General features: G+C 60.2%; 15 protein-coding genes. 8 read left to right on the top strand and 7 right to left on the bottom strand.

Translation table 11 applies throughout. The features are described from left to right. The first annotated feature begins 29 nt into the window (after window positions 1-29). From CKW09_RS13790 to CKW09_RS13800, 3 genes are all read left to right on the top strand, one after another. Window positions 30-602, top strand: coding sequence for an LOG family protein (locus CKW09_RS13790; RefSeq protein ID WP_061794498.1), 573 nt, complete (start codon window positions 30-32; stop codon window positions 600-602). Window positions 603-702: 100 nt separating this feature from the next. Continuing rightward, window positions 703-1,509 carry an exodeoxyribonuclease III gene (xthA, locus tag CKW09_RS13795; RefSeq protein ID WP_095097828.1) on the top strand — a complete coding sequence of 269 codons (807 nt, stop codon included), beginning with the start codon at window positions 703-705 and terminating at the stop codon, window positions 1,507-1,509. Window positions 1,510-1,553: 44 nt separating this feature from the next. Continuing rightward, window positions 1,554-1,955, top strand: a complete 402-nt coding sequence (locus CKW09_RS13800; RefSeq protein ID WP_061794500.1) for a pyrimidine (deoxy)nucleoside triphosphate diphosphatase — start codon at window positions 1,554-1,556, stop codon at window positions 1,953-1,955. Between the two features lie 21 nt (window positions 1,956-1,976). Here CKW09_RS13800 and CKW09_RS13805 read toward each other — a convergent pair whose 3' ends face one another. The 5 genes from CKW09_RS13805 to CKW09_RS13825 form a co-directional block, all read right to left on the bottom strand. Further along, window positions 1,977-2,258, bottom strand: a complete 282-nt coding sequence (locus CKW09_RS13805; RefSeq protein WP_061794501.1) for a DUF1496 domain-containing protein — start codon at window positions 2,256-2,258, stop codon at window positions 1,977-1,979. Continuing rightward, window positions 2,255-4,180 carry a DNA topoisomerase III gene (locus CKW09_RS13810; protein ID WP_167387249.1) on the bottom strand — a complete coding sequence of 642 codons (1,926 nt, stop codon included), beginning with the start codon at window positions 4,178-4,180 and terminating at the stop codon, window positions 2,255-2,257. The genes CKW09_RS13805 and CKW09_RS13810 overlap by 4 nt, the downstream gene beginning before the upstream one ends. Further along, the gene (gene mnmH / locus CKW09_RS13815; protein ID WP_061794503.1) at window positions 4,180-5,298 is read right to left on the bottom strand and encodes a tRNA 2-selenouridine(34) synthase MnmH; all 1,119 of its coding nucleotides are present in this window, start codon (window positions 5,296-5,298) and stop codon (window positions 4,180-4,182) included. Before mnmH ends, CKW09_RS13810 begins: the two co-directional genes overlap by 1 nt. Then, on the bottom strand, window positions 5,298-6,341 hold the full coding sequence (gene selD / locus CKW09_RS13820) for a selenide, water dikinase SelD (RefSeq protein ID WP_061794504.1): 1,044 nt from the start codon (window positions 6,339-6,341) through the stop codon (window positions 5,298-5,300). Before selD ends, mnmH begins: the two co-directional genes overlap by 1 nt. A 156-nt stretch (window positions 6,342-6,497) precedes the next feature. Continuing rightward, window positions 6,498-7,049, bottom strand: coding sequence for an NAD(P)H nitroreductase (locus tag CKW09_RS13825; protein ID WP_061794505.1), 552 nt, complete (start codon window positions 7,047-7,049; stop codon window positions 6,498-6,500). Window positions 7,050-7,209: 160 nt separating this feature from the next. Between CKW09_RS13825 and sppA the strand changes: the two genes are divergently transcribed. From sppA to pncA, 3 genes are all read left to right on the top strand, one after another. After that, entirely contained in the window at window positions 7,210-9,066 is a 1,857-nt protein-coding gene (gene sppA / locus CKW09_RS13830; protein WP_061794506.1) for a signal peptide peptidase SppA, read from the top strand. A 93-nt stretch (window positions 9,067-9,159) separates the two neighbouring features. Beyond that, window positions 9,160-10,176, top strand: coding sequence for an asparaginase (gene ansA / locus CKW09_RS13835; RefSeq protein ID WP_061794761.1), 1,017 nt, complete (start codon window positions 9,160-9,162; stop codon window positions 10,174-10,176). Window positions 10,177-10,194: 18 nt separating this feature from the next. Next, the gene (pncA, locus tag CKW09_RS13840; protein WP_095097834.1) at window positions 10,195-10,827 is read left to right on the top strand and encodes a bifunctional nicotinamidase/pyrazinamidase; all 633 of its coding nucleotides are present in this window, start codon (window positions 10,195-10,197) and stop codon (window positions 10,825-10,827) included. 184 nt (window positions 10,828-11,011) lie between these two features. Here the strand turns inward: pncA and CKW09_RS13845 are convergent, their stop codons facing one another. Both CKW09_RS13845 and msrB read right to left on the bottom strand, forming a co-directional pair. Beyond that, window positions 11,012-11,284 carry a YeaC family protein gene (locus tag CKW09_RS13845; protein ID WP_061794508.1) on the bottom strand — a complete coding sequence of 91 codons (273 nt, stop codon included), beginning with the start codon at window positions 11,282-11,284 and terminating at the stop codon, window positions 11,012-11,014. 64 nt (window positions 11,285-11,348) lie between these two features. Beyond that, on the bottom strand, window positions 11,349-11,762 hold the full coding sequence (gene msrB, locus CKW09_RS13850; protein WP_061794509.1) for a peptide-methionine (R)-S-oxide reductase MsrB: 414 nt from the start codon (window positions 11,760-11,762) through the stop codon (window positions 11,349-11,351). A gap of 348 nt (window positions 11,763-12,110) precedes the next feature. On the opposite strand from msrB, the gene gapA reads away from it, so the two are divergent. Continuing rightward, the gene (gapA, locus tag CKW09_RS13860) at window positions 12,111-13,106 is read left to right on the top strand and encodes a glyceraldehyde-3-phosphate dehydrogenase (protein WP_061794510.1); all 996 of its coding nucleotides are present in this window, start codon (window positions 12,111-12,113) and stop codon (window positions 13,104-13,106) included. Window positions 13,107-13,187: 81 nt separating this feature from the next. Beyond that, window positions 13,188-14,063 (top strand): D-hexose-6-phosphate mutarotase, encoded by an 876-nt coding sequence (locus tag CKW09_RS13865; protein ID WP_061794511.1) that lies wholly within the window; start codon window positions 13,188-13,190, stop codon window positions 14,061-14,063. Window positions 14,064-14,081: the final 18 nt, after the last annotated feature.

Consider the following 14,081-nt stretch of genomic DNA (forward strand, 5'->3'; position numbering starts at 1 on the left):
CTTCTTTAATGCAGTAAGGAAAAAAGTGCATGCGTAACAACATCTGCGTTTTTTGCGGCGCCAGCGAAGGCGTTAACCCTGCTTATGCCGACCATGCCCGCCTGCTGGGCCAGACCCTCGCCGCTCAAGGCCGGCGCCTGATCTACGGCGGCGGTAAAAAAGGCCTGATGGGGATCGTCGCCGACGCGGTATTGGCCGCCGGCGGTGAAGCCGTGGGCATCATCCCTGAAAGGCTGGTTGAGGCGGAAACGGCGCACCGGGGGTTGACCGAGCTGGAGGTGGTTCCCGATATGCACACCCGCAAAGCCCGCATGGCGGCGCTGGCGGACGGCTTTATCGCCCTGCCGGGCGGCATCGGCACGCTGGAAGAGCTGTTTGAAATCTGGACCTGGGGGCAGATCGGCTACCACAGCAAGCCGGTCGGGCTATTGAACGTCAACGATTTCTACCGCCCGCTGAACAATTTCCTCGAGCACGTCGCCGATCAGGGGTTCATGCGTCACGATTATCTGGGCACCCTGCATATCAGCGAGTCGGCGCAAACGCTGCTGCAACAGTTTGACGATTACCAACCCAAAACTTACGATCGCTGGGCAAAATAATCCGGCCGGCAGCCAGCGGCGCAGCCGCTGCCTGCGTTACATTTCCCGCCAAACTCTGCTACTATCTCCACACATTTTTCTTGTGAAAACGGCACCGCTCATGAAGTTTGTCTCTTTTAATATCAATGGACTGCGTGCGCGTCCGCATCAGCTGGCGGCAATCATCGAACAGCACCAGCCCGACGTTATCGGCCTGCAGGAAACCAAGGTCCACGACGACATGTTCCCGCTTGAAGACGTTAGCCAATATGGTTATCACGTGTTCTATCACGGGCAAAAAGGCCATTACGGCGTCGCCTTGCTGACCAAAGAACAGCCTCTGGCGGTGCGTCGCGGCTTCCCGACCGACGATGAAGACGCGCAGCGCCGCATCATCATGGCCGACCTGGCGACCCCGCAAGGCACGCTGACGGTGATCAACGGTTATTTCCCGCAGGGCGAAAGCCGCGACCACCCGACCAAATTCCCGGCCAAGACGCGCTTCTACCAGGATTTGCAAACTTACCTGGAGCAGCAGCTGTCGGTGGAGTCACCGGTGCTGATCATGGGTGATATGAACATCAGCCACAGCGACTTTGATATCGGCATCGGTGAAGAAAGCCGCAAGCGCTGGCTGCGCACCGGCAAATGCTCCTTCCTGCCGGAAGAGCGCGCATGGATGGACCGCCTGCTGAACTGGGGGCTGGTGGACACCTATCGCCACGCCAACCCGGCGCGCAACGACCAGTTTTCGTGGTTCGATTACCGTTCGAAAGGTTTCGATGATAACCGCGGCCTGCGTATCGATCTGCTGTTGGCCAGCACGCCGCTGGCGGAGCGCTGCACCGCTACCGGCATCGATTATCAGATCCGCGGCATGGAGAAACCCTCCGATCACGCGCCGGTGTGGGCGGAATTCTCGCTGTAATATGTTCACCCCGGCGCTCGCCGGGGTTCTGCTCTGTGGTGCTAATGAAAATCATCGATGTGGTCGCCGCGATTATCGAAAAAGACGGCGAAATTCTGTTGGCCCAGCGCGACGCCAGCAGCGATCAGGCCGGCCTGTGGGAGTTCCCCGGCGGTAAGGTTGAAGCGGGTGAAAGCCAGCCGCAGGCGCTGGCGCGAGAGCTGGATGAAGAGTTGGGGATCCTGGCCCGCGTGGGGCATTACGTCGCCAGCAACCAGTGGCAACAGGGTGAGCGCATTATCCGGCTGCACGCCTGGCGCGTTGAGGCGTTCCGTGGTGAACTGCAGCGGCGTTGCCATGCCGAACTGGTTTGGGTTACGCCGCAGCAGGCGCAGCGCTATGCCCTGGCACCGGCGGATATTCCGCTGCTGGCAGCCTATATCGCCGCTCAGGGCCCAGCACGCTGAGCCCGGATCCAGGTTACATCGTCACTTCTTCAGGCGCACCCAGATGAGCGGATTGGTGCCAACCACGTTGTGGTCCCGTACGCACTGCAGTACCTCATCGTCGATTTTCAGCACCGCCCCTTCGGAGTAATTCTGATTCCGGTAGACGCAGCAGCGGTTGCAGGCCTGAGTTTCGGCGTTTTTCGCCGCCCCCCAAATTTCTGGCGAAACCGGCAGCACCACATCCACGTCACCGCGATGGGCGCCGGCCGCGCCGGAAACCAACCACACCCCCGCCGTCAGCATCAGTAACCCGTGTTTCATTCGCTCTTCTCCCGCGCCTTGCCGGCGCTCTTCCTGCGTTTCTTGCCGCCCGCCGAAGGCGGCGGCGGCAACCCACGAAACGCCATACTCGCCCGGCTCTGCTTGGCCTGATAAATCAGCTCCTGCAAAGTGCCGACCAGCGGCTGCATGAAGTCCTGATAGCGGCAGGATTTTTCGCTGATTTGCGTCAGCGTGGCTTCCCAGTTGGCCGTCATATCAGGGCGTGCTGCGATGTCCGGCAGCGAGTGGATCAGCGCGCGGCCGGTTTCGCTGGGGTGAATATAGCGTCCCTTCTTGTACAGAAACGCACGCTTGAACAGCAATTCGATGATCCCCGCCCGCGTGGCTTCGGTACCTAAACCATCGGTCGCCCGCAGGATTTTCTTTAGCGCTTTATCCTGCACGAAGCGCGCAATGCCGGTCATCGCCGACAACAGGCTGGCATCGGTGAAGGGGCGCGGCGGCTGCGTCTGGCGTTCGACCACCTCGCCGCGCTCGCACAGCAGCTCGTCATCTTTCGCCACCACCGGCAGCGGCGCACCTTCGTTCTCTTCGTCGCGCTCCTTGCTGCCCAGCAGCGTGCGCCACCCGGCCTCGGCCAGAAAACGCGCCTTGGCGATAAATTTGCCGCCGGCGATATCCAGCTCGATCACGCATTTGCGGAACATCGCATCCGGGCAAAACTGCATCAGATACTGACGGGCCACCAGCCCATAGACATTCAGCTCATCCTGAGTCAGGTTGACCTTGCTGGCGCGCGCGGTAGGAATAATCGCGTGGTGGGCATCCACCTTTTTGTCATCCCAACAGCGGTTGCGGCGATCGCTGTCGATCACCGGCTGCGGGTAGAGATCCGGCTGATGTACGCTGATGGCGTTCAGCACCGCGTGGCGCCCGGCGAAATGCTCCTCCGGCAGGTAGCGGCAATCGGAGCGCGGATAGGTAATCAGCTTATGGGTTTCGTACAGCCGCTGGCAAACGTCCAGCACCTGCTGGGCGCTGAGGTTATAACGTCTGGACGCCTCAATCTGCAGGGTCGACAACGAAAACGGCAGCGGCGCGGTATCTGATTCCCGTTTATCGTTATAGGACGTGACCAGCGCCGGCTGGCCTTCGATGCGTTTGAGCACGTGCTCCGCCAGCGGCCGGTGCAGCAGCCGCCCTTCTTCATCCTGATACGGCTCGCAGGAATCGCTGGGCTGCCAGACCGCCACGAAGCGCTCTTCTTTCGGCGTAACGATATGCGCTTTAACTTCGAAAAAGTCCTTCGGCACAAAGTTCTCAATGTCTTCATCACGCCGCACCACCAGCCCCAGCACCGGCGTCTGCACCCGTCCTACCGACAGCACGCCGTCATAGCCGGCATTTCGCCCCAGCAGGGTATAGGCGCGGGTCATATTGATGCCGTACAGCCAGTCGGCGCGCGAGCGCGCCAACGCCGACACGCACAGCGGGATAAAGTCGCGGTTGTCGCGCAGCCGGTCGACGGCGCGCTCCACCGCCTGCGGGTTGAGATCGTTGATCAGGCAGCGGCGGACGTTTTGCCGCTTGTCCGCCGTTAACTCCAGGTAGTCCAGCACCTCGTCGACCAACAGCTGCCCCTCGCGATCCGGGTCGCCGGCGTGCACCACCTCGTCGGCCTCGAGCAGCAGTTTTTTGATGGCGTTCAGCTGCTTGCTGACCGACGGTCGCGGCTGGAGACGCCATTTTTCTGGGATAATCGGCAGATCCGCCAACGACCAGCGCGCATAGCGGCTGTCGTAGGCATCGGGCTGCGCCTGCTCCAGCAGGTGCCCGACGCACCAGGTCACCACATCGTTGCTGCCGCAGGCGATAAAACCGTCACCGCGACGGTGCGGCTTGGGAAGTACGTCGGCAATGGCGCGCGCCAAACTCGGTTTCTCGGCAATAAACAGTCGCATTATTCACCGTTTTTCTGGCTGTACGTCATCAGGAATTCTCTTACTTCAGCATAGTTCCCGCGGAAAACGATTCGTCGGGATTTTTTTTCCAACTGGAAGTGATACATCGGATCGTAGTAATGCTGCAACAGCGCTGCCAGCCACTGCCGGTGCGCCTCGCCGTTGCCGCTGAGCCGCTGTTGCTTCAGCGCGGCCTCCAGCCGCAGCGTCAGCTGCTGGAATCGCTCCAGACCCAATCGACGGCGGATGGCGAACAGCCCCTGGTGCAGATACTCATCGTACTGCCGCCAGCCTTCATCGGCGCCATAGGCCCGTTCAAACTGCGCGCGCATGCCGTCGATATACTCGGCCTGCAGCCGGGCCAGGCGCGTCTCAAAGGGATCGTCGATCACCGCCACCGGCGCCTGCTGCATGCCGTTGAACAGCGGCAACGGCAGATTATTGCTGCCGATAATCCGGCCTTCGTCCTCCAGCACCCAGCGGCGGCTGCCACCATGCTGTTTTTTCAGCAATAACACAGCCAGACGATTCTCAAAATCAATCTGTGAACTCTGGCCGGCCAGCGTTCGGCCAAAAGATGAGCCGCGGTGACGCGCCGCCCCTTCGAGATCGACGCCATCGGCCAGTTGGTTGACCAGCAGCGTCTTGCCGCTGCCGGTATTGCCGCCGACCAGCGCCATCGGCATCTCCGCGCATTGCGCCAGCGTGTCGAGCAGGAAATGACGCAGCGCTTTGTAGCCGCCGATAACCCGCGGATACTCGAGCCCGGCCTCACGCAGCCACTGTTGCACCAGCTGCGAACGCAGGCCGCCGCGGAAACAGTATAGATAGCCCTCGGGCTGACGCGCACATTGCGCCAGCCATGCCCGGGTGCGCTGCTCGCGCAGCCTGCCGTTCACCAGGCGGTGGCCCAGGGCGATCGCCGCCTGCTGCCCCTGCTGTTTATAACAGGTGCCCACCGCCTGCCGCTCGCTGTCGTTCATCAACGGCAGATTCACCGCCTGGGCGAAGGCGCCCTGTTGAAACTCGACCGGCGCCCGCAGGTCTATCAGCGGCAGATCCTGCAAAAAAATACCTCGGTAATCGTCGGTATCCGGCCTTCCCTGCGCGATGGACACTATACGACCTCAATCAGCGGTTTGCCGGCGACCGCGGCGTGCAGTTCGCCGATGGCGTTGAGCGGAATGCCATGGCGTTCGGCAATCGCCTGCACCTGCTGCTCCGCTTCGGGCAGCACCGCCAACAGCAGGCCGCCGGAGGTCTGCGGATCGCACAACAGCTGCCGCTGCAGGCTGCTCATCTCGCCGACCAGGTGACCGTAGCTGTCAAAATTGCGGCCGGTACCGCCCGGCACGCAACCTTCGGCGATATAGGCCTCGACGTTCGGCAGCTTCGGCACCTGCTCGAACCACAGCGTAGCCTGCAGCCCGGAACCCTGGCACACTTCGCTCAGGTGGCCCAGCAGCCCAAAGCCGGTGATGTCGGTCATCGCCGTCACCCCGGCCACCTCGGCAAAATCCGCGCCGGGTTTATTGAGCCGGCACATCACTTCGGTCGCCAATCCCTGATGTTCGGGACGCAGTTTGCTTTTCTTCTCGGCGGTGGTCAGCACGCCGATCCCCAGCGGTTTGGTCAGGAACAGCTTGGCCCCGGCCTGCGCCGCGCTGTTTTTCTTCACCCGCTCGGTATTGACCACGCCGGTCACCGCCAGGCCGAAGATCGGCTCCGGCGCGTCGATGGAATGCCCGCCGGCCAGCGCGATGCCGGCCTGCTGGCAGGCGAAGCGCCCGCCGTCGATCACCTGCTGCGCCACTTCCGGCGGCAGCGTGGCGATCGGCCAGCCGAGGATGGCGATCGCCATGATCGGTTTGCCGCCCATGGCGTAGACGTCGCTGATGGCGTTGGCGGCGGCGATGCGGCCAAAATCGAAAGGATCGTCGACGATCGGCATAAAGAAGTCGGTGGTGCTGATGATGCCGACGCCGTTGCCGATGTCGTACACCGCCGCGTCGTCACGGGTTTCATTGCCTACCAGCAGGCGCGGGTCGACAAACTTTTCACGCTCGCTGTGCAGGATGGTTTCGAGAACTTTCGGTGAGATTTTACAGCCGCAGCCAGCGCCATGGCTGTACTGGGTTAAACGGATCGCCGGCGATGTCATAGTCCACTCCCTTCGATTAACGGCACTCAAGATAGCATAGGGTAGCGCTTGCCGAAGGGATTGATAAGAGCAGGCCGCCGATTAGCGTGCAGCCTGCTCAGAAACAAGGCAATTCTGCGGGTTACGGCGCATTTTTGCCGCATTCCCGCCGCGGGATCAGAAATAGCTGACGAACGGCGTGCTGTCCGGCGCGATGACCCTGGTCGCGGCTTTCAGCTGCGGGGTGCCCAGATAGAGGAAACCGACGATCTCATCCTGCTCGCGGCAGCCGAAGGCTTCGCGCACCAGCGCATGCTCGGTCCAGGCGCCGGTGCGCCAGATGCCGTTAAAGCCCTGCGCCAACGCCGCCATCTGCATCGCCTGCACCGCACAGCCCGCGGACACCACCTGCTCCCAGCGCGGCACCTTGGTTTCTTCGGTACAGTGTGCGATCACGGTGATGATCAACGGCGCGCGGAACGGCGCCTTGGTGGCTTTTTCGATCGCCGCGTCGTCCAGCTGATCCTGCCTGGCAGCAGCTTGTAACAATTGACTGAAACGCTCCAGACCCTGATTCTCAATCATCACGAAGCGCCACGGCTGCAGGGCGCCGTGATCCGGGGCGCGCAGGCCCGCATTGATGATATTCTGGCGCACTTCTCCCGCCGGCGCCGGTTCCGCCAGCCGCGAGGCCGAGCGGCGATTCAGTAAAAGATCCAGTGCATCCATCGTAAACTCCTGATAACAATTTTCATTACGATCACGTTAACATAGCTCAACAGCGAGTTACAGCCTCGGCAATACTGTCTGTGAGCCACGATTTAAAGCTGACATTTCTTCGGCCGCTCATTAGGATAGCGGAACATTCTCGACTCTTGTTGGAGAGCACATGCGCACATTGTGGCAAATTATTGCCGGCATATTCAGGTGGACATGGCGTCTGCTGAACTTTATCAGGGAACTGATCCTTAACCTGTTCCTGGTGTTGCTGATCCTGGTTGGGGTCGGCATTTATCTGTCCTTCCAAAGCTCCACCACCCCGACGGTGCCGGCGCGCGGCGCGCTGCTGGTCGATCTGAGCGGCGTGGTGGTCGATCAACCGTCAATGAACAACAAGGTGCGTCAGTGGGGCCGCGAGCTGCTCGGCGCCTCCAGCAACCGCCTGCAGGAAAACTCGCTGTTCGACGTGGTGGACAGCATCCGCAAGGCCAAAGACGACAAAAACATTACCGGCATGGTATTGCAGTTGAATGACTTCGCCGGCGCCGATCAGCCTTCCCTGCAGTACATCGGCAAGGCGCTGCGCGAGTTCCGCGACAGCGGCAAACCGATCTTCGCCATCGGCGACAGCTACAACCAGACGCAATACTACCTGGCCAGCTATGCCAACAAGGTCTATCTGTCGCCGCAGGGCGCGGTCGATCTGCACGGTTTCGCCACCAACAACCTGTACTACAAATCGTTGCTGGAGATGCTCAAGGTCACCACCCATATTTTCCGCGTCGGCACCTATAAATCGGCGGTCGAACCCTTGATCCGCGACGATATGTCGCCGGCCGCGCGCGAAGCGGACAGCCGCTGGATCGGCGGTTTGTGGCAAAACTATCTGGATACCGTGGCGGCCAACCGTCAGCTCACCCCGCAGCAGCTGTTCCCTGGCGCCGCCGGCGTGCTGACCGGCCTGCAGGCGGCTGGCGGCGACACCGCCCGCTATGCGCTGGACAACAAGCTGGTGGATGAGCTGGCTTCGCGCACCGCGATCGAAAACCAGCTGGTGAAAACCTTTGGCTGGGACAAGCAGGCCAATGATTTCAACGCCATCAGCATCTATGACTACCAGCCGAAACCGGCGGCGGATCAGGGCGGCAAGATAGCCGTGATCTTCGCCAACGGCGCCATCATGGACGGGCAACAAACGCCCGGCAGCGTTGGCGGCGACACCACCGCCGACGAACTGCGCCAGGCGCGTCTGGACCCGGCCATCAAGGCGGTGGTATTCCGCGTCAACAGCCCGGGCGGCAGCGTCAGCGCTTCCGAAGTGATCCGCTCCGAACTGGCGGCGGTACGCGCCGCCGGCAAGCCGGTGGTGGTTTCGATGGGCGGCATGGCGGCCTCGGGCGGCTACTGGGTCTCTACCCCGGCCGATTACATCATCGCCAGCCCAAGCACCCTGACCGGCTCGATCGGCATTTTCGGCATCATCAACACCTATGAGCAGACGCTGGACAGCATCGGCGTGCACACCGACGGCGTAGCGACCTCGCCATTGGCCGATATTGCCGTGACCAAGGCGCTGCCGCCGGAATTCGCTCAGATGATGCAGTTGAACATCGAGAACGGTTACCAGAACTTTATCGGCCTGGTGGCTAAAGCGCGCAAAATGACGCCGCAGCAGGTGGATCACATCGCGCAGGGCCACGTGTGGCTCGGCAGCGACGCCAAGGCCAACGGGTTGGTCGATCAGCTGGGCGATTTCGACGACGCAGTGAAAAAAGCGGCCGAACTGGCCAAGCTGAAACAGTGGCAGTTGAACTGGTTCGTCGATACGCCAAGCCTGACCGATATGGTGCTCGGCCAGTTCGGCGTGTCGATTCACGCCATGCTGCCTGCCGCCGTTCAGGCCGTGCTGCCGGCGCCGCTGGCCTCCGTCGCCATGGCGGTGAAAGAGCAACCGGGCCTGTTCAACAATCTGAACGATCCGCAAAACCGTTACGCTATCTGTTTGACCTGCGGAGAAGTCCGCTAACAAATAAATCTTCAGCCCGGCAGCCGCCGGGCTTTTTTTCTGCCGTTATCCCCCTATAATTCAGCCCATCTTATCTCCGTTAAAACAATGACCATGCAAAAGAAATCCATCTACGTCGCCTACACCGGCGGCACCATCGGCATGCAACGCTCCGAGCACGGCTATATTCCGGTTTCCGGCCATTTGCAGCGTCAGCTGGCGCTGATGCCGGAATTCCATCGGCCGGAAATGCCGGATTTCACCATCCACGAATATGCGCCGCTGATCGACTCTTCCGACATGACGCCGGAAGACTGGCAGCACATCGCCGACGACATCAAACGGAATTACGATCGCTACGACGGCTTTGTCATTCTGCACGGCACCGACACCATGGCCTTCACCGCGTCGGCGCTGTCATTCATGTTGGAGAACCTGGCCAAGCCGGTGATCGTCACCGGTTCGCAAATCCCGCTGGCGGAGCTGCGCTCCGACGGCCAGACCAACCTGCTGAATGCGCTGTATCTGGCGGCCAATCACCCGGTGAACGAGGTCAGTCTGTTCTTCAACAACAAGCTGTTCCGCGGCAACCGCACCACCAAGGCGCACGCCGACGGCTTCGACGCCTTCGCCTCCCCCAATCTGCCGCCGCTGCTGGAGGCCGGTATCCACATTCGCCGCCAAAACGGCATCGACAGCCCGGCCTGCAACGGCGAGCTGAAAGTGCACGACATCACGCCGCAGCCCATCGGCGTAGTGACTATTTATCCGGGGATCTCCGGCGCGGTAGTGCGTAACTTCCTGCTGCAGCCGGTTAAAGCGCTGATCCTGCGTTCCTACGGCGTCGGCAATGCGCCGCAAAAAGCCGAGCTGGTCGATGAGCTGCGCGCGGCCTCCGAGCGCGGCATCGTGGTGGTCAACCTGACGCAGTGCATCTCCGGGCGGGTCAATATGGAAGGTTACGCCACCGGCAATGCGTTGGCGCATGCCGGCGTGATCAGCGGTTTCGACATGACGGTGGAAGCGGCGTTGACTAAACTGCACTATCTGCTGAGCCAGCCGCTGACGCCGGAACAAATCCGCAGCCTGATGCAGCAAGACCTGCGCGGCGAGCTGAGCATTACCGGTTAACCTCATTTTGGAGCGGCGATGAAAACGGCCCTGTTGTTGATTGACCTGCAAAATGACTTTTGCCCCGGCGGCGCGCTGGCGGTAACGGACGGCGACGCCGCCGTCGCCGTCGCCAATCGCGCCATCGCCGCCTGTGTCGCGCGCGGTGAACCGGTGGTCGCCTGCCAGGACTGGCACCCCGCCAACCACCGCAGCTTTGCGGTCAACGCCAATGCCCAGCCGGGCACCCTGGGCCTGTTGGAGGGCCTGCCGCAGGTCTGGTGGCCGGTGCATTGCGTGCAGGGGAGCCCCGGGGCCGAATTTCATCCCGATTTGCATCAGGCGGCCATCGCGGAGGTGTTCCGCAAAGGGCAAAGCCCGGATATCGACAGCTACAGCGCCTTCTTCGACAACGGCCACCGGGCGCAAACCGCGCTCAACGACTGGCTGCAAAGCCATGGCGTCGACCGGCTGGCGATCATGGGGCTGGCGACCGACTACTGCGTCAAATTCAGCGTGCTGGACGCGCTGGAGCTGGGGTATCAGACGCAGGTAATCGTCGACGGCTGCCGCGGCGTCGATTTGCAGCCGGGCGACAGCCGGCAAGCGCTGCAGGCGATGCGGCAAGCCGGCGCGCAGCTGGTTACCTTGTCACAATTCATCGCCGGCTGACAGCCGGGGCGCCCTGCTTTCTCCGGCGAAAATCGCCAATCGCTGTTCGCCATTTCAAAGGTTTGAGCGGCGCTATGTTCTGGGAATGGGTACCGACGGCCACTACCGTCTGGCGGGTCTTTGGGGATAAACGGCGGGAAGCGCTAAAACGGCGGGCGATGGCGGCATCGCCCTGCCTTGCGCATTATTGCGGTTTCAGTTTTACCAGCGGTTCGCCGACGAACTGCTGTTTCAGCTCCTGCTTGCTTTTCATCACGATCTGGCCGTCGGTGCCGATGCTCATATGTTGCGGATCGGCATTGTTCATCGACTGCCACAGCATCACCGCCTGCAGGCTGTTTTCTTTCTGTTCCGGGGTCAGCGCCACGCCGTCCGGCCATTTGCCCAGCTCAACCGCCTGCGCCAGGCGCTGGTAGATTTCCGGCGTCATCGCCGCAATCAGATCTTTCACATCCATCAGAGCATTTCCCACCTGCGGAAGAATAATTAGCTGAATCGATTTTGTTGGCCAAATGCCCCCCTTAGCCGACGGTCTTATCGCCGTTCTCGCCGTCGGTAAAGCTCAGCGACGCCGAGTTAACGCAGAAGCGTTCGCCGGTCGGCTGCGGGCCATCGGGGAATACATGCCCCAAATGCGCGTCGCAGTGGCCGCAGCGGATCTCAACGCGATGCATATTATGTGAATTATCATCAAGATAACGAATTGCATCATCGGAAACCGGCTCATAAAAGCTCGGCCAGCCGCAGCCGGAATCATACTTGGTTTCCGAATAGAACAGCGGCTGGTTACAGCACAGGCAATGGTACACGCCCTCGCGTTTGTTGTGCAGCAATTTCCCGGAATACGGCGCTTCGGTGCCGCGCTCCTGGGTCACATAACGTTGGATTTCATTCAGTTCCGTGACCGGTTGACCTGGGGTTGTCTCTTTAGCCATTTGTGCGTTTCTCTGAATGTGGATAATGTCAACGAAAACAATGATTAATAATAACAAAAAATTAACACCGCTGCAGGGGTTTTTGGCCTAAACTGTACGCCATAAAGGTCACGCCGCGATGTTATGTGATACCGATCACACATCTTGCGCATGCTGACTTTATACTTGGCGGTTTGACCCCATATTACGGATGAGGCCGAACGCAAACGGACTGTGCAATAAGCGCGCAAACCCGACCCCCAGGTTTGACTTGCCGCAAGAATTGACACGATTCCGCTTGACGCTTGGTAAGGTTTTTGTAATTTTACAACCAACCTTTTATTCACTAACAAATAGCTGGTGGAATATATGACTATCAAAGTAGGTATCAACGGTTTTGGCCGTATCGGTCGCATTGTTTTCCGTGCCGCTCAGGAACGTTCCGACATCGAAATCGTTGCAATCAACGATCTGTTGGACGCAGAGTACATGGCTTACATGCTGAAATATGACTCTACTCACGGCCGTTTCAACGGTACGGTAGAAGTTAAAGACGGCCATCTGGTTGTTAACGGCAAAACCATCCGTGTTACCGCAGAGAAAGACCCGGCTAACCTGAAGTGGAACGAAGTGGGTGTTGACGTGGTCGCTGAAGCGACCGGTATCTTCCTGACCGACGAAACCGCACGCAAACACATCACCGCTGGCGCGAAAAAAGTTGTTCTGACCGGCCCTTCCAAAGACGCGACCCCAATGTTCGTGCGTGGCGCAAACTTTGAAAAATACGCTGGCCAAGACATCGTTTCCAACGCATCTTGCACCACCAACTGCCTGGCGCCACTGGCTAAAGTCATCAACGACAACTTCGGCATCATCGAAGGTCTGATGACCACCGTTCACGCGACCACCGCCACTCAGAAAACCGTTGACGGCCCGTCTCACAAAGACTGGCGCGGCGGCCGCGGCGCGTCCCAGAACATCATCCCTTCTTCTACCGGCGCAGCGAAAGCGGTAGGCGTAGTTCTGCCAGAGCTGAAAGGCAAACTGACCGGCATGGCGTTCCGCGTTCCTACTCCTAACGTTTCTGTCGTTGACCTGACCGTACGTCTGGAAAAACCGGCTACCTACGAAGAAATCAAGAAAGTCATCAAAGCCGCTGCCGAAGGCTCCATGAAAGGCGTTCTGGGCTACGTTGAAGACGACGTGGTGTCTACCGATTTCAACGGCGAAATCCTGACTTCCGTGTTCGATGCCAAAGCCGGCATCGCGCTGAACGACAACTTTGTGAAACTGGTTTCCTGGTACGACAACGAAACTGGCTACTCCAACAAGGTTCTGGATCTGATCGCTCACATCTCCAAATAATGGAATGATGTTAAGCTGATGACGAGGGCGACATTTATGTCGCCCTTTTTATTTGTGTTTAGGCGAACAAAAGGCCAACCGATGAACGAAAAAATTTTCACCCTGCCCGTTAGCGAACAGATTTCTCCGTATATCAGCCAGCGGCAGCTCGATGAGCTGGGCGTCGTTGTGGTGTCGCACCCCAAAGTGCGCGCGGCGATCGCCCTGCAGGGCGCGCACCTGTTAGCCTGGCAGCCCAGCGGCGATCGGCCGGTTATCTGGCTCAGCGGCAATACCCCGTTCCAGAAAGGCAAGGCGGTCCGCGGCGGCGTGCCGATTTGCTGGCCCTGGTTCGGCCCGGTGGCGCAGCCTTCGCACGGCTTTGCCCGCAACCAACCCTGGAGCCTGACGGCGCACGATGAAGACGACAACGGCGTTATCCTCACCTTCACGCTGAAGGACAACGAGCAAACCCGTAAACTGTGGCCGCACGCCTTTACCTTGATTGCCCGCTTCAAGCTGGGCGAAGAATGCGAGATCGAGCTGGAGTCGCACGGCGACTACCAGGCGACTGCGGCGCTGCACACCTACTTCCAGATCGGCGATATCGAACAGGTTAAGGTGACGGGCCTTGGCGACAGCTATATCGACAAAGTGGCGGGCGGTGCGCCAGCGCGCCAAACCGGCGCGCTGACGTTCGTCGGCCAGACCGACCGCGTTTATACCCGGCCCGAAGCCTTCAGCCTGATAAAAGATCCGGCGCTGCAGCGCACCATCGAGGTTCATCATCACCATATGAGCGACGTGATCGCCTGGAACCCCGGCGTCGAGCTCTCCTGCAGCATGGCGGATATGACCAACGACGGTTACAAAACCATGGTGTGCGTGGAAACCGGCCGCGTCGGCAAGCCGCTGGTTGCCGCCGGCGAGCAGCCCGCACGGCTGGCGGTGACCTTCCGCAGCCGCAAAAACGCCTGACCTTGTTTGGGGCGGCGC

Origin of the sequence: Serratia ficaria (assembly GCF_900187015.1) — a bacterium.
In the GTDB taxonomy this organism is placed as follows: domain Bacteria; phylum Pseudomonadota; class Gammaproteobacteria; order Enterobacterales; family Enterobacteriaceae; genus Serratia; species Serratia ficaria.